This is a genomic window from Micromonospora sp. LZ34 (genome assembly GCF_052981855.1).
Genome location: NZ_JBRIQN010000006.1, coordinates 38451 through 62500, shown reverse-complemented (window position 1 = coordinate 62500; position 24050 = coordinate 38451). Strand labels below are relative to the sequence as shown.

Genomic DNA, 24050 nt, shown 5'->3' with positions numbered 1-24050 from the left:
CGGCCGTCCTGGTCGGGTCAGTCGCCGGTGACGCCGTCGATGCGTTCCCGGATCAGGTCGGCGTGGCCGTTGTGCCGGGCGTACTCCTCGATCATGTGCACATAGACCCAGCGCAGGTTGAACGTCCGGCGCTTCGGGCCGACCTCCGTGAAGGTCTCGTCCAGCGAGCGGTCCGCCGCGGCGGCCCGGGCCAGCTCCACCTCGCGGTGGAAGGTGGCGAAGTCGGCCTCGGCGTCCGCGTCGCGCACGTCGTGGTCGGCGTCCGGATTGTCGGGCGTGTAGTACGGGTAGTCGACCTTCTCGCCGGCGAAGTTCTCCCGGAACCACCAGGCCTCCACCTCGGCTAGGTGGCGGACCAGGCCGAGCAGGGTGAGCCCGGAGGGCTCGACGCTCGCGGTCCGGAGCTGTTCGGCGGTCAGCCCGGCGCACTTGAGCAGCAGGGTCTGCCGGTGGTAGTCGAGCCAGCCCTCCAGCATCGTGCGCTCGTCGCCGACGTAGGGCTCGGGGGTCCGGACGATCTCCGGTGCTCTCCAGGTCATGCCGGCCATCTTGCTCGGTACGTCCGACAACCGGCGACCGGATATCAGGGCACCACGACGACCGGCCAGCGGCCGGCGCGGACGAGCCGGGTGGCGACCGAGCCGACCAGGCGGTGCCCGGCCTGCTCGGACGCGCCGACCACCACCAGGTCCGCCCGGAACTCGTCGGCCGCCGCCCGCAGCTCGGTGTACGCGTCGCCGCGCCGGCACACGAAGGTCACCGGCAGCCCCAGCTCCTCGGCGCCGCGCCGGCACTCCCGGCGCAGCTCCTCGGTCAGCTCGTCGTGACAGCGCTCCAGCGCGCCGGCGTCCACCCCGGGGACCAGGGCGGTGAACCCGGCGGCCGCGCGCACGTGCACCACCACCAGGGCGGCACCCTGCCGGCGGGCGAGGCCGGCCGCGTACGAGCCGGCCCGTTCGGAGGTCCGGGTGCCGTCCACGCCCACCAGCACCACCCGGGGCCCGTCCGTGCCCCGTTCGAAGGGCAGCGGACGGGTGCGCGGGCCGTAGTCCTCGCGTTCCCGAGGGGTGTCGACGGTCACGTCAGCTCCGTTCTCCGGTCCGGATCACGGCGGCCCCGGCACCGGCCGCCACTGTCGATTCTTGCTCGATCTCGGTGGCGACCGGGTCGCCGGTGTGCCGGCGCAGCGGCACCTCCCGGATGAAGCAGACCGCGATCAGGGCGATCAGCCCGAACGGGGCGGCGACCAGGAAGATGTCGCCGGCCGCGTGGCCGTACGCGCCCTCCACCACGCCGCGGATCGGGCCCGGCAGGGTGTGCACGTCGGGTAGAGTGCCGCCGCTGCCGGAGCGGGAGCTGGGGATGCCCAGCGCGGCGAGCCCTTCGGCCAGGTAGTCGTTGACCTTGTGGGCGAGCACCGCGCCGAGGGCGGCGACGCCCACCGCCCCGCCGAGGCTGCGGAAGAAGGCGACCACCGAGCTGGCGGCGCCCAGCTCGTGCGTGCCGACGGTGTTCTGGACCGCGAGCACCAGGTTCTGCATGCTCATGCCGAGCCCGACACCGATCACCGCCATGTAGCCGGCGAGCAGGACGAAGCTGGTGTCCGCGCGGAGCGTGCCCATCAGCGCGAAGCCGACGGTGAGCAGCGCGGTGCCGGCGACCAGGTACCGCTTCCACCGGCCGGTGCGGGTGATCAGCCGGCCGGTGACCGTGGAGGAGACCAGCAGGCCGAGGATCATCGGCAGGGTCATCAGGCCGGACATGGTCGGGCTCTGCCCGCGGCTGATCTGGAAGTACTGGCTGAGGAAGACCGAGGCGCCGAACATGCCGACGCCGACCGCGATGCTGGCGACGGTGGCCAGGGTGATCGTCCGGGACCGGAACAGCCGCGGCGGGATCATCGGCTCGGCGGCCCGGTGCTCGACCCGCACCGCGAGCGCGCCGAGCAGCAGCGCGCCGGCCACCATGGCGGCGGTCTGCCAGGAGCCCCAGGCGAACGAGTCGCCGGCCAGCGAGACCCAGATCAGCAGCAGCGAGACGGCGGCGGTGATCAGCGTGGCGCCCCACCAGTCGATGGTGGCCTTCCGCTTCACCACCGGCAGGTGCAGCGTCTTCTGCAGCACCACCAGGGCGGCGAGCGCGAACGGCACGCCGACGTAGAAGCACCAGCGCCAGCCGAGCCAGGAGGTGTCCACGATCACGCCGCCGATCAGCGGGCCGCCGATGGTGCCGACCGCCATCACCGCGCCGAGGTAGCCGCTGTACCGGCCGCGCTCGCGCGGGGCGATGATGGTGGCCAGGATCACCTGGGCCAGCGCGGTGAGGCCGCCCGCCCCGACGCCCTGCAGCACCCGACAGGCGATCAGCTGCCCGGTGTCCTGCGCGAGGCCGGCCAGCACCGAGCTGACGACGTAGATCAGCAGCGAGATCTGGACCAGGATCTTCTTGTTGGTCAGGTCGGCGAGCTTGCCCCAGATCGGGGTGGTCGCGGTGGTCGCGAGCAGCGCCGAGGTGACCACCCAGGTGTACGCGGACTGGCCGCCGCCCAGCTCGGTGATGATCCTCGGCAGTGCGTTCGAGACGACGGTGCCGGAGAGGATCGCGACGAACATGCCCAGCAGCAGGCCGGAGAGGGCCTCCAGCACCTGCCGGTGGGTCATGTCGACGGCGGTAGCCCGGGCGGGCGCTGGCGCGGAGCTCATCGTGGCTGCCTCCGGCGGAAGTCGAGGAGAGTCTGGCAGGGCGTTGCCCCGGGCAACCGTATGCCTTGGTTGCCTGAAGCAACAACTCTGCGCTGCGAGACATTGTTCCCGGCGGTGCGGGTCAGCTCAGAGCGGAATCTCGTTGAACCGGCTCAGCAGCCGGGCGAACTCCTCGACGTCCCGGGCCGGCCAGTCCTCCAGGGTGCGCCGGAACTGCTGGAGCCGGGCCGACCGGGCGATGTCGAACCGGCGCCGCCCCTCCTCGGTGAGGCTCAGCTGGGCGGCCCGGCGATCGCTCGGGTCCGGGTCACGGCGGACCAGACCCAGCGACTCCAGCCCGTTGATCTGCCGGCTCAGCGTGCCCTTGCCGACACCGAGCCGGGCGGCCAGGTCGGTGAGCCGGATCGAGTCGCACCGGCGCAGCCAGAGCAGCAGTCCGTACGCGTTCGGCTCCAGGTTGGGGTGCACCTCCCGGGCGATCTCCCAGGAGACCGCACGCCCCCGGCGCAGCAGGACGGTCAGCTCGTGCTCGACCGCCCGCAGCGGCTCCGGAAGCTCGTCGTCCACGCGTAGAGGGTACGGGCCGCATCAAGCGGCGTCGGTGAGCCGCCGTCGCATCACCGGCCGCAGGTGGCCGTCGCTGGTGGTGCCCTCGATGGTCACCTCGGCCGAGCGGCCCCGGTGCACCAGGGTGGCGACCGCGTTGCCGAAGTACGGGCCGGCCAGCTTCCGCCAGCGCAGTGCCGGCCGGCGTACCCCGGCCGAGCGGGCCAGCGCCCGGGTGGCCCCGGCCGGGCCGGCCGACCAGCCCAACCGCATCAGCGGGCGGATCCCGGCCGGCACCTGGTTGTGGATGGGGGAGCAGGTGAGCTGGTGCACCGGGGTGGCCACCGCCGGGTCGTCGAACCGGGCCCGGGCCACGTACGAGTGGTGCACGTCACCGGAGAGCACGCTGATCGAGGCCGGTGGCGCGTACGCCGGCCCGGCGCCGACCCGGTCACCGGGCGCGCCCGGGGTGCCGCTGCCGATCCGGGCGAAGAGCGCGCCGAGCGCGTCGAACGAGCGCCGGAAGGCGGCCCAGTGCTCCAGGTCGAGCCCGCGGCGCAGCTTCTCGGACAGGCCGGCCACCCAGCGCCGGCGGGAATCGGCGAGCTTCTCGTTCCACGACTCCACGTGGTGGATGCCTGGCGGCAGCAGCCAGGGCAGCGAGGCCCCGACCACCAGGTGGTCGTAGACGCCGTGCGCCTGGTCGAGGAACCAGGACCACTCGCCGGGCGGGAGCATCGCCCGCTGGTTCGGGTCCAGCACCCGGCTGCACCGGTTGTCCAGCATCACCAGCCGGGTCCGGCCCAGGTCGAGCGCGTAGCTCCACTGGTACTGCACCGCCCGCCAGCGCTCGGTGTCGTGCGCGAGGTCGCTCTCCTGGTCGACCCGGTGCCCGAACTCGCGCAGCACGCCGGTGGCGTCCTCGGCGACGCTCACCTTGGCGAAGACCGGGTCGGCGGCGATCTCGTCCGGGGACAGGTTGCCCAGGTGCTGGTAGACCCAGTACGAGGCGAGTCCGCTGCCGATCCGCTCGGCCCACCAGGGCTGCCGCCGGGTTTCGGTCCGCCACGAGGCGGAGGTGTTCCAGTCGTCGATGATCTCGTGGTCGTCGAAGATCATCACGCTCGGCACGGTGGAGAGCAGCCAGCGGATCTCCGGATCGCGCCAGGACTCCAGGTAGAGCTTGGTGTACTCGTCGAAGCTCACCACCTGGTCGCCGGGGGCGCCCTTCGGCCGGCGCCGGCGCCGCTTCAGCAGCCGCCGCACCGTGGGCGAGGTCACGTCCGCGTACACCTGGTCGCCGAGGAGCACCAGCAGGTCGGGCAGCGCGGCCGGGTCCGGGTCGGCCATCAGCCGCCGGGCGTACGCGTCCAGCGCGTCCGGGGGCAGCCGCCGGGTGGTGGCGTGCTGGGTGGTCTCCCGGCAGGAGCCGAAGAGCAGCCGGACCGGCTGGTCCCGGTCGTCCGCGGCCCGGGTCCGGATCACGCTGGCCGGAAAGCCGCTCCTCGGCACCGGCCAAACCGTTTCACCGTCGACCAGCACCTCGTAGCTGGTCGCGCTGTCCGGGGTGAGCCCCTCCACCACGACCAGCGCGTAGTGGTGGTCGTACGCCGAGAAGGTGGGCGCGGTGCCGCCGGCGCCGTCGGCCGTGCGGACGGTGACCACGGCCGGTGCGCTGGTCTCGACCCAGACGGTGGCCCGCGTGCCGACGACCCGCCGCAGCAGCGGGCCGATGAGCAGATGAGCCGCGGGCATGGCGGACCTCCGAGGTGAGCGGACTTCTTCTTTACTACCCCACCGGCGGTCGCACCACTGCTGGCTGTGGCCGAGCCTACCGGCGGGGAATGACGCCGCGGGGCGCGGTGGCTGGGACGGCCGCGCCGGCATCTGACAGGATTTCGGCATGACGGAATACCTCCTCATCGCCCTCGCCCTGCTCGGCGTGCTGATCCTCGGTGCCATCGGGCTGGTCGTGCCGCGGCTGCGCCGGCGGCCGGAGCCGCCGCTGCCCGAGCAGGAGGTGCGCACCCGCGCGGAGGAGGACCTCGCCGGCCCGCCGGTGCAGGCGCCGGAGGCCGACCTGACCACCGGCATCCTGGTGGAGCCGCCGGTCGTCGAGGCCCCGGCGCCGGTGCTGGAGGTGCCCGAGCCGACCGCCGGGCGGCTGGTCCGGCTGCGCTCCCGGCTGTCCCGCTCGCAGAACGTCTTCGGCAAGAGCCTGCTCGGCCTGCTCAGCCGGGACCACCTCGACGAGGACACCTGGGAGGAGATCGAGGACAGCCTGATCACCGCCGACGTCGGCATCGACGCCACCCGCGAGATCGTCGACCGGCTGCGCGAGCGCACCCGGGTGCTCGGCACCCGGTCCGGCAGCGAGCTGCGCGCCCTGCTCGCCGCCGAGCTGGTCAACGCCCTGGACCCGACGCTGGACCGCTCGCTGAACACCGCGCCCAAGGAGGGCGTGCCGGCGGTGCTGATGGTGGTCGGCGTCAACGGTGCCGGCAAGACCACCACCTGCGGCAAGATCGCCCGGGTGCTGGTCGCCGACGGCCGGAGCGTGATCCTCGGCGCGGCCGACACCTTCCGGGCCGCCGCCGCCGACCAGTTGGAGACCTGGGCCGGTCGCGTCGGCGCCGAGACCGTCCGCGGGCCGGAACGGGCCGACCCGGCCAGCGTCGCCTTCGACGCGGTCAAGCGCGGGATCGAGACCGGCGTGGACACCGTGCTGATCGACACCGCCGGGCGGCTGCAGAACAAGGTCGGCCTGATGGACGAGCTCGGCAAGGTCAAGCGGGTGGTGGAGAAGCACGGCCCGATCGACGAGACGATCCTGATCCTGGACGCCACCACCGGCCAGAACGGGCTGGAACAGGCCCGGGTCTTCACCGAGGTGGTCAACGTGTCGGGCGTGGTGCTGACCAAGCTCGACGGCACCGCCAAGGGCGGCATCGTGATCGCCGTGCAGCGCAAGCTGGGCATCCCGGTGAAGCTGGTCGGGCTCGGCGAGGGGCCGGACGACCTGGCCCCCTTCGACCCCGCGCAGTTCGTCGACGCGCTGCTGGGCACCGAAGCCCCCGGACGGGACGCGTAACCTCGAAGTGACGACTGACGATCGCGCCTACGCGGGGTGGCGCGACCCCAGCCACCCGGCGCCACGCCTCGGGAGACCGTACGTGACTTCGCAAGAGATCCCACTGCACGGCGGGAACGTCAGCACCGTGGTCCGGGTCGGCGACACGGTGCGGCGCAACGCCGGGCCGTGGACGCCCAGCGTGCACGCCCTGCTGCGGCACCTGGAGTACGTCGGGTTCACCGGCGCTCCCCGGGCGCTCGGCATGGACGAGCGCAACCGGGAGGTGCTGTCGTACCTGGAGGGGGAGTGCGGGGAGTACCCGCTGGCCGCGCACTGGGTCACCGACGAGGCACTGGTGACCGTCGCCACCATGCTGCGGATGTTCCACGACGCCCAGTACGGCTTCGTGCCGCCGCCCGGGGCGGTCTGGCGCTCGTTCGGCCCACCGCCGCCGGACACCGAGGTGATCTGCCACCACGACGCCGCCCCGCACAACGTGATCTGGCGGCCGGACGGCACCCTCGGGCTGATCGACTTCGACCTCGCCTCGCCCGGCGCCCGGATCTACGACGTGGCGTACGCCGCCTGGACCTGGGTGCCGATCTTCTCCGACCGGGACTCGATCACGCTCGGCTGGAAGCGCCCGGACCGGCCCCGCCGGCTGCGGCTCTTCGCCGACGCGTACGGGCTGATCCCGCGGGACCGGCACCGGCTGATCCGGACCATCCGCAAGCGGATCGTCGACCACGTGGAGGGGATCCGCCGGATGGCCGCCGCCGGCGAGCCGGCGTTCGTCCGGATCGTGCACAAGGGGCACCTGCGCCGGCCGATGCGCGACCTGCGGCTGCTCGACTACGAGCGGAACGCCCTGGAGTACGCGCTGCGCTGACCGGTTCCGTCCCGGTTCCGTCCCGGTTCCGCCCGGTTCGCGCCCGCCGTCCTCGCGGGCGGTGAGGTTCTCTTCACACGTCCGAAACAAGCCGTCACCGTACCGAAATCGACGGGTGACGCTGGAGGAAACAGCCAGCGGCGAGGCTTCCGCGCATCCGGCGTACGGGCGACGCTGCCCCGGAAGCCGTGAAGGAGGGAACTTCACCTTTAGGAGGCCAGCGTGCCTGAAGCACCGACGATCGACTCCGGCAACACCGTCTGGTTGCTGGTGTCGACCGCGCTCGTGCTGCTCATGACGCCCGGACTGGCGCTGTTCTACGGCGGCCTCAACCGGGCCAAGGGCGTACTCAACATGATGATGATGAGCTTCTCCGCGATCGGGCTCATCTCCGTTCTGTGGTGGTTCTACGGCTTCAGCATCGCCTTCGGCAGCGATGTCAACGGCTTCTGGGGCGACCCGGCCGCATACCTGGGCACCAAGACCTTCCTCGCCGAGACCGACCTGTGGGGCGCGACGGCGGAGAACCCGAGCGGCATCGGCGTCCCGCTGTACGTGTTCATGGCCTTCCAGATGGTCTTCGCGGTGATCACCGTGGCGCTGATCAGCGGCGCGATCGCCGACCGGGCGAAGTTCGCCGGCTGGCTGCTGTTCGCCTTCGGCTGGGCCACGCTGGTCTACTTCCCGGTCGCGCACTGGGTCTGGGGCGGCGGCATCATCGGCGGCGACATCCACGCCCTCGACTTCGCCGGCGGCACCGCGGTGCACATCAACGCCGGTGCGGCGGCCCTGGCGGTGGCCCTGGTGCTCGGCAGGCGGCTCGGCTGGCCGCGGGAGGGCATGAAGCCGCACAACATCCCGCTGGTGGCGCTCGGCGCCGGCCTGCTCTGGTTCGGCTGGTTCGGGTTCAACGCCGGCTCCGAGCTGACCGTCGACTCGGTGGCCGGTCTCGCCTTCCTCAACACCCAGCTCGCCACGGCGGCCGCGCTGCTCGGCTGGATCGCGGTGGAGTGGATCAAGGACCGGAAGCCGACCATGGTGGGCGCCTCCTCCGGCGCCGTCGCCGGCCTGGTCGCCATCACCCCGGCCTGCGGCTTCATCGCCCCGTGGGCGGCGGTGCTGCTCGGCCTCGTCGCCGGCGCGGTCTGCGCGCTGGCGGTCAGCCTCAAGTACAAGCTCGGCTACGACGACTCCCTCGACGTGGTCGGCGTGCACTTCGTCGGCGGCTGGATCGGCTCGCTCTGGCTCGGCCTGTTCGCCACCAACTCGGTCAACGCGGCCATCTCCGACGTGGTCGGCGCCTCCGACGGCCTGTTCTACGGCGGAGGCCTGACCCAGCTCGGCCGGCAGGCCCTGGCCGGCCTGATCGTCAGCGTCTGGTCGTTCGGCATCGCCTGGCTGCTCGCCGTCGCCATCGAGAAGACGATCGGCTTCCGGGCCCGGCCCGAGGCCGAGGTCGAGGGCATCGACATCGCCGAGCACGCGGAGAGCGGCTACGACCTCTCCCCGGCTGGCGGCAGCGCCGCCGGCGCGTTCGCGATGGCCGGAATCGGCTCCGCCGGCACGACCGCGGGCGCCGCCAAGCCGGCGGCGGCGCCCGCCGAGCCGGCGTCCGAGCCGGTCGCCGAGCCGGCGGCGGCGCCCGCCGAGCCGGCGTCGGAGTCGGTCGACGAGAAGGTCGGCGGTTAACGTTCCTGGGATGGAGGGGTTGGACATGAAGCTGGTGACCGCGGTCATCAAGCCGTACCAACTGGACGCGGTGAAGGAGGCCCTGCACGCCCTCGGCGTGGCCGGCCTGACCGTCAGCGAGGTCCAAGGCTACGGCCGGCAGAAGGGGCACACCGAGGTCTACCGGGGTGCCGAGTACACGGTCGAGTTCCTGCCCAAGATCCGGGTGGAGGTGCTCACCGACGAGATGGACGTCGAGAAGATCGTGGACGCCATCGTGGCGGCCGCCCGGACCGGCAAGATCGGCGACGGCAAGGTCTGGGTGACCGGGGTCGAGGAGGTCGTCCGGGTCCGTACCGGCGAGCGCGGCCTCGACGCGCTCTGAGCCCGCACCGACCGACATGACCTCGTTGATCAGGGGAGACGCCGCCGGCACCGGCGACGCCGACCTCTTGATCAACGAGGTCGTCGGCGTGCGCGGGGGCATCGGCGCGGCGGCGCGGGCGGCCCGGGCGGAGGCGTACGACGCCTGGCTGCGGTCGCTGCTGCCGCGGCGGGCCGGGGTGGCGCTGCTGGCCGTCGGCGGGCTGGGGCGGCGGCAGTGCGCCCCGCACGGCGACCTCGACCTGGTGCTGCTGCACGCGGGCGTGCCGGGCGCCGACGAGCTGGCCGCCGCCCTCTGGTACCCGATCTGGGACGCCGGGCTGCGGCTGGACCACTCGGTGCGAACCGTGCCCGAGGCGCTCTCGGTGGCGCAGGACGACGTGAAGGTGGCCCTCGGGCTGCTCGACGCCCGGCTGGTCGCCGGGGACGCCGCGCTCGCCGAGGCGCTGGCCCGCACCGCCGCCGACCACTGGCGGCGGACCGCCGTGCGCCAGCTGCCCGCGCTCCGGGAGGCCACCGCCGCCCGCTGGCAGGCCCACGGCGAGCTGGCCTTCCTGCTCGAGGGTGACCTCAAGGAGGCCGCCGGCGGGCTGCGCGATGTGGGCATCCTGCGGGCGATCGCGATGGCCGGCGTCACCGACGCGCTGCGCCCCGCGGTCCGCGCCGCGCACCTGCGCCTGCTGGACACCCGGGACGCGCTGCACCAGCAGGTCGGCCGGCGGGTGGACCGGCTGGTGGCGCAGGAACGCGACGGGGTCGCCGCGCTGCTCGGCCTGCGACAACTCCAGCCCGGCGGGTCCGAAGCCGGGCCCGCGCGGCGAGCGGGAGCCGTCGTGGGCGACGGTGACGCGCTGCTGCGGCGGGTCGCCGGCGACGCCCGTACCGTCAGCCACGCCCTCGACGACGCCTTCCGCGCGGCGGACCGGCTCCGGTCGGGGCGTCGGCGGGGTGCCGGCGGGCGTCCGCCGCGCCGGCCGGTGGCCCGGGACGTGGTGGAACACGACGGCGAACTGGTGCTGGCCCGGACCGCCATCGGGGCCCGGCCCGACCCGAGCCTGTCGCTGCGGATCGCCGCCGCCGCGGCCACGACCCGGCTGCCGATCGCCCGGGCCACCTGCGAGTGGCTGGCCGCCTACTGCCCGCCGCTGCCGGCGCCCTGGCCGGCCGAGGCCCGGGCCGCGCTGGTCACGCTGCTGGGCGCCGGCCCCGGCCTGGTGCCGGCCTGGGAGACCTGCGACCGGTACGGGCTGGTGGACGGCTGGCTGCCGGAGTGGACCCGGCTGCGCAGCCTGCCCCAGCACAACCCGGTGCACCGGTTCACCCTCGACCGGCACCTGGTGCAGACCGCGGCCGAGGCCAGCCGGCACGCCCGCGAGGTGGACCGCCCCGACCTGCTGCTGCTCGGCGCGCTCCTGCACGACATCGGCAAGGGCCTACCCGGAGATCACAGCACGGTGGGGGCGCCGATCGCCGAGGCGGTGGCCACCCGGATCGGCCTGCCCGCGTCCGAGGTGGCGCTGATCGGCACGCTTGTCCGGCTGCACCTGCTGCTGCCCGACGTGGCCACCCGGCGCGACCTCGCCGACCCGAAGACCATCGCCGGCGTGGCCGAGGCGGTCGGCGACCCGGCCACCCTCGACCTGCTGCACGCCCTGGTCCGCGCCGACGCCGCCGCCACCGGGCCGGCCGCCTGGTCGGACTGGAAGGGCCGGCTGGTCGCCGAACTGGTCGCCCGGGTCCGGACCGCGCTGGACACCGGCGCGCTGCCCGCCCCGCCGGCACCGGACCCGGCGCTGGTGGCCGGGCCGCTGCCGGTCGTACAGCTGACCGGAGACCGGGTGGCGGTGGCCGCGGCGGACCGGCGCGGCCTGCTCGCGACGGTGGCGGGGTGCCTGGCGCTGCACCGGCTGGAGGTGCTCTCCGCCGACGCCAGCACGGTGGACGGGCGGGCGCTGGTGCAGTGCCGGGTGCAGCCCCGCTACGGCCTGCCGCCGGATCCGATCGCGCTCGGCAGCGACCTGCGGCGGGCGGTGACCGGGGACGTCTCGGTGACCCAGCGGCTGCGCGGCCGGGCGCTCTCCGCGCGTGGGTCCGGGGCGGCGCCGCGGGTGGTCTGGCACCGGGAGGCGGCCACCGACGCGGTGCTGCTGGAGCTGCGCGCGGCCGACGCGGCCGGCCTGCTCTACCGGGTGACCTGCGCCCTCGACGAGGCCGGCGCGCAGGTGCGCGCGGCCCGCATCTCCACCCTCGGCGGGGACGTGGTGGACGCGTTCTACCTGGTCGGCGGCTGGCCGGACGACGACACCCGGGCCCGGCTGGAGACCGCCGTGCTCGCCGCCGTCTGAGCGCGGGCGTCGGCCGCACTACGTCCGGTTGCGTACGCGGACAGCCGCCCGCGCGCCGACGCCGGACGCCCCGTCGTCGGGCACCGTCAGGGCATGGACACGCCAGTGCAGACCGAAGGACTCACCAAGCGGTACGGCCGGCTGACCGCCGTGCGGGACCTCGACCTGACCGTCCGGGCCGGCGAGGTGTACGGATTCCTCGGCCCGAACGGCGCCGGCAAGACCACCACGCTGCGGATGCTGCTCGGGCTGGTCCGGCCGACCGCCGGCACGGTCCGGCTGCTCGGCCGGGCGCCCGGCGCCGGACGGCTCACCGGGGTCGGCGCGCTGATCGAGGGGCCGGCCTTCTACCCCTACCTGTCCGGGCGGGAGAACCTGCGGGTGCTCGCCCGCTACGCCGGGGTCGGCGCCGACCGGGTGTCGCTGGTGCTGGACCTGGTCGACCTGACCGGGCGGGCCGGCGACCGGTACGCCGGCTACTCGTTGGGCATGAAGCAGCGCCTCGGGGTGGCCGCCGCCCTGCTCAAGGACCCGCGGCTGCTGATCCTGGACGAGCCGACCAACGGTCTCGACCCGGCCGGCATGGCGGACATGCGCACACTGATCCGCCGGCTCGGCGCGGCCGGGTGCACGGTCCTGGTCTCCAGTCACCTGCTCGGCGAGGTCGAGCAGGTCTGCGACCGGGTGGGGGTGATCTCCCGGGGCCGGCTGATCGCCGAGGGGACCGTCGCCGACCTGCGCGGCGCGGCCGGCCTCCGGGTGTTGGCCGACCCGCTCGACGAGGCGGCGGAGCGGGCCCGGGCGCTGGTCGGGGCGGAGCGGGTGCGGGTGGTGGACGGCGGGTTGGAGCTGTCGGTCGAGCCGGACCGGGCCGCCTGGCTCAACACCGAACTGGTCGGCGCCGGGGTGGCGGTCCGCGAGCTGCGACCCCGCGAACGTGATCTGGAGCAGGTGTTCTTCGACCTCATCGAGAAGGGAACGGCCGATGTCGCGTAGTTTCCGGGCCGAGACGGCGAAACTGGTCCGGCGGCCGGCGTCCTGGCTGCTGCTGGCCATCACGCTGGCGCTCTCGCTGGTCTTCACCTACCTCTTCCCGTACGCGAGCATCGCCGGCGGCACGAGCGGCCCGAACAGCGAGCGGACGCTGCCGATGCTGCTGCCGGACCGGCTGGTGGGCAACTCGCTCGGCGGGCTGCCGGTCTTCCTGGGTGCGATCCTGCTCATCCTCGGCGTGCTGGCGGTCGGCGGCGAGTACGGCTGGGGCACCTGGAAGACCGTGCTCTCGCAGGGCCCGTCCCGGCTCGAGGTGTACGCCGGCAAGCTGCTCGCCATGGCCGCGGCCGCCCTCGTCGTGGTGCTCTCGGTCTTCGCCGTCGGCGCGGTGGCCAGCGCCCTGATCGGGGTCGCCGAGTCGCAGCCGGTGCGCTGGCCGCCGGCCGGTGACCTGGTGGTCGGGGTCGGGGCGGGGTGGCTCATCGCCACCATGTGGGCGATGCTCGGTGCCGGGCTCGCGGTGGCGCTGCGGGCGGTGGCGCTGCCCGTCGGCCTGGGGCTGGTGTGGCTGCTCGCGGTGCAGAACCTGCTGGCCGCCATCGCCGCGCCCCTGCTCGACTGGGTGGCCCAGGCGCAGAAGGGGCTGCCCGGGCCCAACGCCGGGTCGCTGGCGGCGGCGCTCGGGGCGTCCGGCGACACGCCGGGGGTCGCGGCGACGGTCGGCGGCGGGCAGGCGGCGCTGGTGGTGGCCGGCTACCTGGTCGCCTTCGCGGCGGTGGGCGGGCTGCTGCTGCAGCGGCGGGACATCGGTTAGGGCGGGGAGGAGGCGGCGTGGACCGGAACCGGACCGGGTGGCGCGACGACGTCTTCGACGTCCTCGTCGCCCTGGCGGTGCTCGCGATCGGCCTGGTCGGCACCGGGCCGGCCGGCGCCAACCAGGGGATCCCCACCGGCCGGGCCACCTTCCCGCTGGTGGTGGTGGCGGCGTTGGCGCTGGCCGTCCGGCGGCGGTGGCCGCTGGCGACGCTGGCGGCCGGCGCCGCGGCCGTCACGGCGTACCTGGTGCTCGGCTACCCGTACGGACCGATCCTGCTGGCGTTCTTCGTGGCGGTCTACACGGTCGCCGCGTACCTGCCGCTGCGCACCGCGGCGATCGCCTGCGGCGCGGCCCTGGTCGCGCTGCTGGCCCACGTCGTCGTGGGCGTCCGGTCGCCCGGCCTGCCGGGCCTGATGCCCGCCGCCGCCTGGGTGGTGGTGCCGTTCGCGGTCGGGACCACGGTGCGGCTGGTCCGGGAGAGCGCGGCTCGCGGTCGCGTGGACGAGGCCCGCCGGCTGGCCGACGCCGAGCGGCTGCGGGTGGCCCGGGAGGTGCACGACGTGGTCGGCCACGGCCTCGCCGCCATCCACATGCAGGCAGAGATCGCGCTGCACCTGCTGGCCAAGCGGCCGGAGCAGGCGGACGCGGCGTTGACCGCGATCAGCCGGACCAGCAAGGAGGCGCTGGACGAGCTGCGGGTCACGCTGACCGTGGTCCGCCGCGGCGACGCCGGCGAGGAGCGGGCGCCGGCGCCGGGGCTGGCGCAGCTGCCGGAGCTGCGCGACCGGCTGGCCGGCGCCGGGCTGCCGGTCACGGTCGAGGTCGCCGGGGAGCCGCGGCCGCTGCCGGTGGCGGTCGACCTGGCCGCGTACCGGGTGGCGCAGGAGTCGCTGACCAACGTGCTGCGCCACGCCGGCCCGGCCACCGCGACCGTCCGGGTCGGCTACGCGCCCGGCGGGGTCAGCGTGGAGGTCACCGACACCGGCCGGGGCGCGGCGGCCGGCGCCCCCGCCCGGCCGTCCACCGGCCGGGGTCACGGGCTGGCCGGCATGCGGGAGCGGGTCACCGCGCTGGGCGGGTCGTTCACCGCCGGTCCCGCGTCCGGCGGAGGATTCCGGGTGTACGCGACGCTGCCGGTGGAGGAGACCAGATGATCCGTGTGCTGATCGCCGATGACCAGGACCTGGTCCGCATCGGGCTGCGGACGCTGGTGGAGAGCGAGGACGACCTCGCGGTGGCCGGCGAGGCGGCCGACGGGCTGGGCGCGGTCGAGCTGGCCCGGCGGGAGCGGCCCGACCTGGTCCTGATGGACGTCCGGATGCCCGGTATCGACGGGATCGAGGCGACCCGGCGGATCGTCGCCGACCCGCATCTGGCCGCCACCCGGGTGGTCGTGCTCACCACCTTCGAGCTGGACGAGTACGTCTTCGACGCGCTGCGGCACGGGGCGAGCGGCTTCCTCACCAAGGACACCCCGCCGGTCGAGCTGCTGCGGGCGATCCGGCTGGTGGCGGCCGGCGAGGCGTTGCTCTCGCCGTCGGTGACCCGGCGGGTGGTCCGCGAGTTCGCCGCCCGGCCGGCCCGGGTGCCCCGGCCGCATCCCCGGCTCGACGCGCTCACCGACCGGGAGCGGGAGGTGGTCGGGCTGGTCGGCGAGGGGCTGAGCAACGCGGAGATCGCCGACCGGCTGGTGGTCAGCCCGGCGACCGCGCGGACCCACGTCAGCCGGGCCATGGTGAAGCTCGGCGCCCGGGACCGCGCCCAGCTCGTGGTCTACGCCTACCAGTCCGGCCTGGTCGAGCTCTGACCCCGGCGGCCGGCGGGCCTGGCCGGGCGCCGCCCGCCGGGGCAAGATCGCGGGACTGCGCGGTGACGCGGCGATCGGGGTGGTGGGCGGCTACCCTAGCGGTGGCCGGGTGTGTCGCACCCGCCGGCCCGTTACCCGCCGGAACCCCGACAAACAGGATGTTCGCGTGTTTGACACCTTGAGTGACCGCCTCTCCGGGATCTTCACCAAGCTCCGCGGCAAGGGGCGGCTCACCGACGCCGACATCGACGCCACCGCGCGCGAGATCCGCCTCGCGCTGCTGGAGGCGGATGTCGCCCTGCCCGTGGTCAAGGGCTTCATCGCCCGGGTCAAGGAGCGGTCCCGTGGCGCGGAGGTGTCCCAGGCGCTGAACCCGGCCCAGCAGATCATCAAGATCGTCAACGAGGAGCTTATCAACGTCCTCGGTGGCGAGGGGCGGCGGCTCCAGTTCGCCAAGCAGCCGCCGACCGTGATCATGCTGGCCGGTCTCCAGGGTTCCGGTAAGACCACCCTCGCCGGCAAGCTGGCCCGCTGGCTCAAGACCCAGGGCCACCAGCCGCTGCTGGTCGCCGCCGACCTCCAGCGCCCCAACGCGGTCGGGCAGCTCCAGGTGCTCGGTGGCCGCGCCGGCGTCGAGGTGTACGCCCCGGAGCCCGGCAACGGCGTCGGTGACCCGGTGCAGGTGGCCCGGGCGTCGATCGAGCACGCCCGGCGGGCCGCCCGGGACATCGTCATCGTCGACACCGCCGGCCGGCTCGGCATCGACGCGGAGATGATGCAGCAGGCCGCCGACATCCGCGACGCGGTCGACCCGGACGAGGTCATCTTCGTCATCGACGCGATGGTCGGTCAGGACGCCGTCCGGACCGCCGAGGCGTTCCGCGACGGTGTCGGCATCACCGGTGTGGTCCTGTCGAAGCTCGACGGCGACGCCCGCGGTGGCGCCGCGCTGTCGGTCCGGGAGGTCACCGGCCAGCCGATCCTCTTCGCCTCCACCGGCGAGAAGCTGGAGGACTTCGACGTCTTCCACCCCGACCGGATGGCCAGCCGGATCCTCGGCATGGGCGACGTCCTCACTCTGATCGAGCAGGCCGAGCAGGCCTTCGACGCCGATCAGAAGGAGAAGATGACCGCCAAGCTGATGGGCGGCGAGCAGTTCACCCTGGAGGACTTCCTCGACCAGCTCATCGCCGTGCGGCGGATGGGCCCGATCGCCAACGTGCTGGCCATGATGCCGGGCATGGGGCAGATGAAGGACCAGCTCGCCGAGCTGGACGACAAGCACTTCGACCGGGTCACCGCGATCATCCGGTCGATGACCCCGGGCGAGCGCACCAACCCGAAGATCATCAACGGTTCCCGCCGCGCCCGCATCGCCAACGGCTCGGGCGTCACCGTGATGGACGTCAACCAGCTGCTCAACCGCTTCGCCGACGCGCAGAAGATGATGAAGCAGATGGGCGGCATGATGGGCCTGCCCGGCGGCGGCCGGCGCAAGGCGACCAAGTCGCCGAAGAACAAGCGCAAGGGCACCAAGGGCGGCGGTCGGCCGCGCGCCGGCGCCGGGATGCCGGGCGGGTTCCCGGGCGGCATGCCGCAGCTCCCGCCGGGACTGGACCCGAACGACCTGGCCGCCGGCCAGGGGCTGCCCCCGGGCTTCAAGCTGCCGAAGATCGACTTCAACAAGCTCGGCAAGGGCGACAACCGGCCCCGCTGACCGCGCGGTGCGGATTGAAGATCCACTCGAAGTGCGGCATGTCGCGGTGTCCGGACGACGGGACACCGCGACATGCCGTATGCCGGGTCGATCGGCGCCCGCCGGCGCGTCCGGCCGGGCTGCTCGCACCCGACGGGGAGTGATCCGGTAGGACTGTGCACATGGCTCTGCACGTACGCGGTGTGCTGCTCCCCGACGACGAGGTCCGGGATCTCTGGCTGGTCGGCGACCGGGTCACCTTCGACCCGGTGCCCGGTGCGGAGACGATCGTCGACGGCGGGTTCGTGCTGCCGGGGTTGATCGACGCGCACTGCCACATCGGCATCGCCCGGGGCGGCGCGCCGATCACCTCGCTCGACCAGGCCCGTGAGCTGGCCCGGGTCGACCGGGACGCCGGGGTGCTGGCGATCAGGGACGCGGGCTCGCCGTACCCGTACCCGGAGCTCGACGACGACCCGGAGCTGCCCCGGCTGGCCCGCGCGGGCCGGCACGTCGCCCCGCCCAAGCGCTACCTGCGGGACATCGGCGTCGAGGTGGGCGCCGCCGAGGTGGCCGCCACGGTGACCGAGCAGGCCCGGGCCGGCAATGGCTGGGTCAAGCTGGTCGGCGACTGGATCGACCGGGGCGTCGGCGACCTCGCGCCGGCCTGGGACGCCGACACCATGACCGCCGCGGTCGAGGCCGCGCACGCGGCCGGGGTGCGCGCCGCCGTGCACACCTTCTCCGAGTCGGCCGTCGAGATCATGGTGCGCGCCGGGGTGGACTCGGTGGAGCACGGCACCGGGCTCAGCCTGGACCTGATCGACGAGATGGCCCGGCGGGACACGGCACTCGTCCCGACGATGATCAACATCCAGACCTTCGGCGGGATCGCCGAGCAGGCGCGGGCCAAGTTCCCCGGATACGCCGACCACATGCTCGCCCTGCGCGACCGCTTCCCCGAGGTGGTGCGCTCGGCGTACCAGGCGGGGGTGCCGATCTACGTGGGCACCGACGCGGGCGGCGGCATCGACCACGGCCTCGCGGCCGAGGAGATGCTGCTGCTGCACGAGCGGGCCGGCATGCCGGCCGTGGACGTCCTCGCCGCCGCCTCCTGGGGCGCGCGCGAGTGGCTCGGCTTCCCCGGCCTGGTCGAGGGCGGCCTCGCCGACCTCGTCGTCTACGCCGAGGACCCGCGCGTCGACCTGCGCGTCGTCCGCGGCCCCACCCGAATCGTCCTCCGCGGCCGCCCCATCCGCTGACCCCCACCCGCCCGGGCCCGCCCGGGGCCTACCTGGTTGATCATGACGTTTGCGTCACCGATCTGGAGAATCCTGACGCGAACTCCATGATCGACTCAGGCGGGGACGAGGGCGAGGTGGGGTGGGCGGGTCAGGGGGTGGTGGCGCGGGTGAAGAGGTGGACGGCGAGGTCGGCCAGGGAGCGGGCGGTCTGCTCGACCGGCGCCCCGGGCAGGACGATGTGGCTGACCACCAGGCGGACCACCGTGTCGGCGGCGAAGCCCAGGGCGACCGGGTCGGCGCCGGGCATCAGCGTGGCGACCCAGTCCAGCAGCGCGCCAGTCGCCTCGGTCAGCACCAGCCCGGACCGGGTGGTGAGGTAGGGCAGCAGCTCGTCGGAGCCGCCCCGCGCGCTGGTCAGGATCGCCTTGATCAGCGGGTTGGCCGCCGCCTCGGCGAGAGTGTGCGCGATCGCCGCGTACGCGCCGGCGCGGACGTCGGTGCCGTGCGCGTCCAGGGCCGCCCGGACGTCGGCGACGAACCGGTCGACCTCGCGCCGGGCCAGCACCTCGGCCAGCCCGCCCTTGCTGCCGAACTCGTTGTAGACGGTCTGCCGGCTCACTCCGGCGGCGGTCGCCACGGCGCCCATCCGGACACTGTCCCAGCCCCGGTCGACGGTGAGGGCCCGGGCGGCGACGACGATGTGGTCCCGCAGCCGCTGACGTCCGGCGTCCCGTACCTCGTTCATGGTGGTCGAAGTCTACGGCCGCTCCGGCCCCTCGGCCCGACCCGCGCGCGGCGCGGGCCGCCCGATCGCGTCGTCGCGCCGGACGGCGCATAGGATGTGCGGTCATGGCACGCGTGCTCACTCCCCGTGCGGAGGACTTTCCCCGCTGGTACCAGGACCTGATCGCCAAGGCGAAGCTGGCCGACAACGGCCCGGTCCGGGGGACCATGGTGATCCGACCGGCCGGCTACGCCATCTGGGAGCGGATGCAGGCCGAGATGGACGCCCGGATCAAGGCGGCCGGCGCGGAGAACGCGTACTTCCCGCTGTTCATCCCGGAGAGCTACCTCAAGCGGGAGGCCGAGCACGTCGAGGGCTTCTCGCCGGAGCTCGCGGTGGTCACCCACGGCGGTGGCAAGCAGCTCGCCGAACCGGTCGTGGTCCGCCCGACCAGCGAGACGGTGATCGGCGAGTTCATGGCCAAGTGGATCGACTCGTACCGGGACCTGCCGCTGCTGCTCAACCAGTGGGCCAACGTGGTCCGCTGGGAGCTGCGCCCCCGGATCTTCCTGCGCACCAGCGAGTTCCTCTGGCAGGAGGGGCACACCGCGCACGCGACCCGCGAGGACGCCCGCGCCTACGCCCGCCGGATCCTGCACGAGGCGTACGAGGACCTGATGGTCAACGTGCTCGGCATCCCGGTGGTGGTCGGCCTGAAGACCGCCCGCGAGCGGTTCGCCGGGGCCACCGCCACCTACACCTGCGAAGGCATGATGGGCGACGGCAAGGCGCTCCAGCTCGGCACCAGCCACGAGCTGGGGCAGAACTTCGCCAAGGCGTTCGACATCAGCTACTCCTCCGCCGAGGGCGGCCGGGAGCACGCCTGGACCACCTCCTGGGGCACCTCGACCCGGATGCTCGGCGGCCTGATCATGTGCCACGGCGACGACAACGGCCTGCGCGTGCCGCCGAAGCTGGCGCCGGTGCAGGCGTACGTCATGGTGGTCAAGGACGGCGAGGGGGTGGGCGAGGCGGCGGCCAAGCTGCGCGACGCGCTGCGCGACGCCGGCGTCCGGGTGGCGCTCGACGACCGCACCGACACCCCGTTCGGCCGCCGGGCCGTCGACGCCGAGCTGCGCGGCTATCCGGTACGCGTCGAGGTCGGCCCCCGCGATCTGGCCGCCGGCAACGCGGTCGTGGTCCGGCGTACGGACGGCTCGAAGTCGCCGGTGCCGGTGGCCGACGTGGTCGGCGCGGTGCTGGCCGCGCTGGAGGCCGACCAGCAGGCGCTGCACGACCAGGCGCTGGCCCACCGGCAGTCGCGCACCGTGGAGGTCGCCACTCTCGCGGAGGCGATCGAGGCGGCGGCCACCGGCTGGGCGCGGGTGCCGTGGTCGGCGGTCGGCGTCAAGGGCGAGGCGGAGGCGAACGGCCAGGGCGTGACGGTGCGCTGCCTGGTCCGCGCCGACGGCTCGGTGCCCGACTCGGAGGACGAGCCCGACCTGGTCGCCATCCTGGCCCGCGCCTACTGACCCGCATCGTCCGGCAGCCGGTTCCGCCTCGGCGGGGCCGGCTGTCGCGTTTCCGGCGTCGGGTCCGGTCTCGGCGCGGGGCCCGCGGCGGCCGGCGGTAGGGTCGCACCCGTGAGGTTCGAACCGGGGCGGTTGATCGTGCACCGAAACGTGCGGCGCGGCCGGCTCGGCTGGGTCCGCCCGGCCCGGGTGGTCAGCGACGACGACCGCGGGCTGCTGGTCTGGATCGCCCGGGACACCCCGGTGGCCAGCGAGGTCACCGCGGCCGGGCTGGGCATGCGGGCGATGCCGTTCGCCGACTGGATCGCCGCGTCGTACCGGCTGGCGGTCGGCCGGTGGAACGGCCCGCCGCTGCTGAAGTTCCTGCCGACCGGGGCGGCCCACTCGGTCTGGTGGTTCCGGGACGCGCAGGACCGCTTCGCCACCTGGTACGTCAACCTGGAGGAACCGGGGGTGCGCTGGGACGACGGCGTGCTCGCCGGGGTCGACGTGGTCGACCAGGACCTCGACGTGCTGGTCCGCCCGGACCGGAGCTGGGAGTGGAAGGACGAGGAGGAGTTCCTCGAACGGCTGGCGTACCCCGACGACTACTGGGTGGCGGACGAGAACGCGGTCCGCGCCGAGGGCAAGCGGGTGATCGCGCTGGCCGAGGCGGGGGAGTTCCCCTTCGACGGCACCTGGTGCGACTTCACCCCGCCGCCGCACTGGACCACCCCCGAGGCGCTGCCCGCCGGCTGGGACCGGCCGCCGGTGCGCTGACCGTATCGAGGCCCGCCGGCGCCGGCGCGGGTGTGTTTCCGGTCACCTCGCCCGCCCGCCGGGTGACCCGAGCCGGTCCGGTGTGAGAGATCCGGGTCGGATCTGGCAGAATGGTCGGCTGGTATCCGGCGTGTGCCCGGCGCCCTCTAACCCGGGCACGTCGCCAGTCCACCGAGCAGTCTCCGGCCCAACCCCACTGTGCCGGTCGGCGCTCACCCGTGCACCGCCCGTACCGGGCCGGTGAGATCGCAACAGGAGCGAAACAACTGTGGCCGTAAAGATCCGGCTCCTGCGGATGGGCAAGATCCGCAACCCGCAGTACCGCATCGTCGTCGCCGACTCGCGCACCAAGCGCGACGGCCGGGCGATCGAGTTCGTCGGGGTCTACCAGCCGAAGGAGGACCCTTCGGTGATCGAGGTCAAGTCGGACCGGGTCCAGTACTGGCTGTCCGTCGGCGCCCAGCCGAGCGAGGCGGTGCAGCGGCTGCTGGAGCTGACCGGTGACTGGCAGAAGTTCAAGGGCCTGCCGGCCCCGCCGCCGCTGAAGGTGGCCCCGGAGCGGGCCGACCGCACCGCGGCGTACGAGGCCGAGGCGAAGGCCGCCGCCGGGCTGGCCGAGGCTCCGGCCAAGCCGGCCAAGAAGGCCGCCAAGGCCGAGGCTCCGGCCGCCGAGGAGGCGCCGAAGACTGAGGAGCAGGCCGGTGCGGGCTCCGGCGAGCAGGCCTGACGTGGCACTGCGTCCGGCGTTGGAGCACCTGGTCAAGGGCATCGTCGATCACCCTGACGATGTCCGCGTCCGGCTGGTCGACAACCGTCGGGGCAAGCGGCTGGAAGTCCGCGTGCACCCGGAGGATCTCGGCACGGTGATCGGGCGGTCCGGCCGGACCGCCAAGGCGCTGCGCCAGGTGATCGGCTCCATCGGCGGGCGCGGCGTACGCGTCGACATCGTCGACTCGTACTGATGCTGCTCATCGTCGGCAGGATCGGTAAGCCGCACGGTATCCGCGGTGAGGTCACCGTGGAGGTGCGGACCGACGAGCCCGAAGCGCGGTTCGCCCCTGGCACGGTGCTGCGCACCGAGCCGGGGGCGGCTCCGCCGCCGGCCGCGCCCGAGCACGGCGAGCCGTTCCGGGTTCCCGCCGAACTGACCGTGGAGGCGGCCCGCTGGCACCAGGGCCGGCTGCTGGTCGCCTTCTCCGGCGTGCCGGACCGGGACGTCGCAGAGGCGCTGCGCGGCACGCTGCTCGGCGTGGACAGCGCCGACGTGGCCCCGCCGGAGGATCCGGAGGAGTTCCACGACCACCAGCTGGTCGGGCTCACCGCGGTCACCCCGGCCGGCGAGCCGCTCGGCGAGGTGGCCCGGATCGACCACGCGCCCGCCTCCGACCTGCTGGTGCTGCGTCGTCCCGAGGGGCGTACCGCGCTGATCCCGTTCGTCAAGGCGATCGTCCCCGAGGTCGACCTGGCCGGCCGTCGCGTGGTCGTCGACCCGCCCGCCGGTCTGCTCGACCTCTAGCCGGAGCATCCCCGCATGCGCGTCGACATCGTGTCGATCTTCCCGGAGTACCTCGCCCCGCTGGAGCTCTCCCTCATCGGCAAGGCGCGGGCCAGCGGCACGCTCCGGCTGGCCGTACACGACCTGCGGACCTGGACCCACGACGTGCACCGCACGGTCGACGACACACCCTACGGCGGCGGGCCGGGAATGGTGATGCGGCCGGAACCGTGGGGCGAGGCGCTCGACGCCCTCGCGCCGGCGGAGCTGACCCCGCCGCGACTGCTGGTGCCGTCCCCGGTGGGCGTCCCCTTCACCCAGGCGCTGGCCCACGAGCTGGCCGCCGAACCGCACCTGCTCTTCGCCTGCGGCCGGTACGAGGGCATCGACCAGCGGGTGCTCGACCACGCGGCCACCCGGATGCCGGTCACCGAGGTCTCCCTCGGCGACTACGTGCTCTTCGGCGGCGAGGTCGCGGTGCTGGTGATCCTGGAGGCGGTCACCCGGCTGCTGCCCGGGGTGCTCGGCAACGCCGGCTCGCTGGACGAGGAGTCGTACGCCCACGGCCTGCTGGAGGCCCCGGTCTACACCAAGCCGCCGAGCTGGCGCGGTCTGGACGTGCCGGAGGTGCTCCGCTCCGGCGACCACGGGAAGATCGCCCGCTGGCGGCGGGAGGAGGGGCTGGTCCGCACCGCGCGCCGCCGGCCCGACCTGCTCGCCGCGGTCGACCCGGAGCGCCTGGACAAACGGGACGTCGCCGCGTTGGAGCGGGCCGGATTTCAGGTGCCATTGGGGGATGTGGCAAAGTAGAGGGGTTGCCGCAGCCGGCCGCGCCGCGGACGGCTGCGAGGATCCCCGACCGGGGTCGGCGCCACCGATCACCACCCGAGGATCAGAATCACCCATCCGCGCACCGAGTGACGGTGCGCCGTGAGCCTCACGAGGTTGCTGCGATGAACATCCTGGACGCCCTTGACGCCCAGTCGAAGCGGACCGACCTCCCCGACTTCCGGGCCGGTGACACCGTCAAGGTGCACGCCCGGGTCGTCGAGGGCAACCGGTCCCGTGTCCAGATTTTCCAGGGCGTGGTCATCCGCCGCCAGGGTGACGGTCTGCGCGAGACCTTCTCGGTCCGCAAGGTGAGCTTCGGTGTCGGCGTCGAGCGCACCTACCCGATCAACAGCCCGGCCATCGACCGGATCGAGATCGTCACCCGCGGTGACGTCCGCCGCGCCAAGCTCTACTACCTGCGTGAGCTGCGGGGCAAGAAGGCCAAGATCAAGGAGAAGCGCGAGAAGCAGCCCAGCTGACTTCCGCTCGCCACGCCGCCTGAGCCGCGCGTATGTCGTACGACCCGGACCACATTAGGCTGGGCG

At 73.9% G+C, this 24050-nt stretch carries 24 protein-coding genes; 18 read left to right on the top strand and 6 right to left on the bottom strand.

The window, feature by feature from the left end:
• Positions 1 to 17: 17 nt before the first annotated feature.
• From ACVCAH_RS09405 to ACVCAH_RS09385, 5 genes are all read right to left on the bottom strand, one after another.
• A complete protein-coding gene (locus ACVCAH_RS09405) occupies positions 18 to 539 on the bottom strand; it encodes a DinB family protein (protein ID WP_447135668.1) in 522 nt (173 codons plus the stop codon).
• 44 nt (positions 540 to 583) lie between these two features.
• Complete coding sequence (locus ACVCAH_RS09400; RefSeq protein WP_447135667.1) at positions 584 to 1081, bottom strand: universal stress protein; 498 nt, start codon at positions 1079 to 1081, stop codon at positions 584 to 586.
• Between the two features lies 1 nt (position 1082).
• On the bottom strand, positions 1083 to 2702 hold the full coding sequence (locus ACVCAH_RS09395) for an MFS transporter (RefSeq protein WP_447135666.1): 1620 nt from the start codon (positions 2700 to 2702) through the stop codon (positions 1083 to 1085).
• Positions 2703 to 2828: 126 nt separating this feature from the next.
• Positions 2829 to 3269, bottom strand: a complete 441-nt coding sequence (locus tag ACVCAH_RS09390; RefSeq protein WP_447135665.1) for a MarR family winged helix-turn-helix transcriptional regulator — start codon at positions 3267 to 3269, stop codon at positions 2829 to 2831.
• A 21-nt stretch (positions 3270 to 3290) separates the two neighbouring features.
• Entirely contained in the window at positions 3291 to 5003 is a 1713-nt protein-coding gene (locus ACVCAH_RS09385) for an alkaline phosphatase D family protein (protein WP_447135664.1), read from the bottom strand.
• A 148-nt stretch (positions 5004 to 5151) separates the two neighbouring features.
• Between ACVCAH_RS09385 and ftsY the strand changes: the two genes are divergently transcribed.
• The 11 genes from ftsY to ACVCAH_RS09330 all read left to right on the top strand — a co-directional run bounded on the left by ftsY (position 5152) and on the right by ACVCAH_RS09330 (position 18182).
• Entirely contained in the window at positions 5152 to 6339 is a 1188-nt protein-coding gene (gene ftsY / locus ACVCAH_RS09380) for a signal recognition particle-docking protein FtsY (RefSeq protein ID WP_447135663.1), read from the top strand.
• Positions 6340 to 6346: 7 nt separating this feature from the next.
• Positions 6347 to 7210, top strand: coding sequence for an aminoglycoside phosphotransferase family protein (locus tag ACVCAH_RS09375; RefSeq protein WP_447135662.1), 864 nt, complete (start codon positions 6347 to 6349; stop codon positions 7208 to 7210).
• A 222-nt stretch (positions 7211 to 7432) separates the two neighbouring features.
• Complete coding sequence (locus tag ACVCAH_RS09370) at positions 7433 to 8899, top strand: ammonium transporter (RefSeq protein ID WP_447135661.1); 1467 nt, start codon at positions 7433 to 7435, stop codon at positions 8897 to 8899.
• 25 nt (positions 8900 to 8924) lie between these two features.
• Positions 8925 to 9263 carry a P-II family nitrogen regulator gene (locus ACVCAH_RS09365; RefSeq protein WP_170839442.1) on the top strand — a complete coding sequence of 113 codons (339 nt, stop codon included), beginning with the start codon at positions 8925 to 8927 and terminating at the stop codon, positions 9261 to 9263.
• 16 nt (positions 9264 to 9279) lie between these two features.
• Complete coding sequence (locus ACVCAH_RS09360) at positions 9280 to 11607, top strand: [protein-PII] uridylyltransferase (RefSeq protein WP_447135660.1); 2328 nt, start codon at positions 9280 to 9282, stop codon at positions 11605 to 11607.
• Between the two features lie 93 nt (positions 11608 to 11700).
• Complete coding sequence (locus ACVCAH_RS09355) at positions 11701 to 12603, top strand: ABC transporter ATP-binding protein (protein ID WP_447135659.1); 903 nt, start codon at positions 11701 to 11703, stop codon at positions 12601 to 12603.
• A complete protein-coding gene (locus ACVCAH_RS09350; RefSeq protein WP_447135658.1) occupies positions 12593 to 13414 on the top strand; it encodes an ABC transporter permease in 822 nt (273 codons plus the stop codon). Before ACVCAH_RS09355 ends, ACVCAH_RS09350 begins: the two co-directional genes overlap by 11 nt.
• Positions 13415 to 13431: 17 nt before the next feature.
• Complete coding sequence (locus ACVCAH_RS09345; RefSeq protein WP_447135657.1) at positions 13432 to 14571, top strand: sensor histidine kinase; 1140 nt, start codon at positions 13432 to 13434, stop codon at positions 14569 to 14571.
• Positions 14568 to 15224: a response regulator gene (locus ACVCAH_RS09340; protein WP_447135656.1), complete on the top strand. Its 657-nt coding sequence runs from the start codon at positions 14568 to 14570 to the stop codon at positions 15222 to 15224. The genes ACVCAH_RS09345 and ACVCAH_RS09340 overlap by 4 nt, the downstream gene beginning before the upstream one ends.
• 166 nt (positions 15225 to 15390) lie before the next feature.
• A complete protein-coding gene (gene ffh / locus ACVCAH_RS09335) occupies positions 15391 to 16941 on the top strand; it encodes a signal recognition particle protein (RefSeq protein ID WP_447135655.1) in 1551 nt (516 codons plus the stop codon).
• Positions 16942 to 17102: 161 nt separating this feature from the next.
• Positions 17103 to 18182 carry an amidohydrolase family protein gene (locus tag ACVCAH_RS09330; protein WP_447135654.1) on the top strand — a complete coding sequence of 360 codons (1080 nt, stop codon included), beginning with the start codon at positions 17103 to 17105 and terminating at the stop codon, positions 18180 to 18182.
• Between the two features lie 130 nt (positions 18183 to 18312).
• Here ACVCAH_RS09330 and ACVCAH_RS09325 read toward each other — a convergent pair whose 3' ends face one another.
• Positions 18313 to 18909, bottom strand: a complete 597-nt coding sequence (locus ACVCAH_RS09325; protein WP_447135653.1) for a TetR family transcriptional regulator — start codon at positions 18907 to 18909, stop codon at positions 18313 to 18315.
• Positions 18910 to 19013: 104 nt separating this feature from the next.
• On the opposite strand from ACVCAH_RS09325, the gene proS reads away from it, so the two are divergent.
• The 7 genes from proS to rplS all read left to right on the top strand — a co-directional run bounded on the left by proS (position 19014) and on the right by rplS (position 23984).
• A complete protein-coding gene (proS, locus tag ACVCAH_RS09320; protein ID WP_447135652.1) occupies positions 19014 to 20420 on the top strand; it encodes a proline--tRNA ligase in 1407 nt (468 codons plus the stop codon).
• Positions 20421 to 20531: 111 nt separating this feature from the next.
• Positions 20532 to 21179: a DUF402 domain-containing protein gene (locus tag ACVCAH_RS09315; protein WP_447135651.1), complete on the top strand. Its 648-nt coding sequence runs from the start codon at positions 20532 to 20534 to the stop codon at positions 21177 to 21179.
• A 268-nt stretch (positions 21180 to 21447) separates the two neighbouring features.
• Entirely contained in the window at positions 21448 to 21906 is a 459-nt protein-coding gene (gene rpsP / locus ACVCAH_RS09310; protein WP_447135650.1) for a 30S ribosomal protein S16, read from the top strand.
• Positions 21881 to 22141: an RNA-binding protein gene (locus ACVCAH_RS09305; protein ID WP_447135649.1), complete on the top strand. Its 261-nt coding sequence runs from the start codon at positions 21881 to 21883 to the stop codon at positions 22139 to 22141. Before rpsP ends, ACVCAH_RS09305 begins: the two co-directional genes overlap by 26 nt.
• 2 nt (positions 22142 to 22143) lie before the next feature.
• A complete protein-coding gene (gene rimM / locus ACVCAH_RS09300; RefSeq protein ID WP_447135817.1) occupies positions 22144 to 22695 on the top strand; it encodes a ribosome maturation factor RimM in 552 nt (183 codons plus the stop codon).
• A gap of 15 nt (positions 22696 to 22710) precedes the next feature.
• Positions 22711 to 23484, top strand: coding sequence for a tRNA (guanosine(37)-N1)-methyltransferase TrmD (gene trmD / locus ACVCAH_RS09295; RefSeq protein WP_447135648.1), 774 nt, complete (start codon positions 22711 to 22713; stop codon positions 23482 to 23484).
• Between the two features lie 143 nt (positions 23485 to 23627).
• Positions 23628 to 23984: a 50S ribosomal protein L19 gene (gene rplS, locus ACVCAH_RS09290; RefSeq protein WP_447135647.1), complete on the top strand. Its 357-nt coding sequence runs from the start codon at positions 23628 to 23630 to the stop codon at positions 23982 to 23984.
• Positions 23985 to 24050 lie beyond the last annotated feature (66 nt).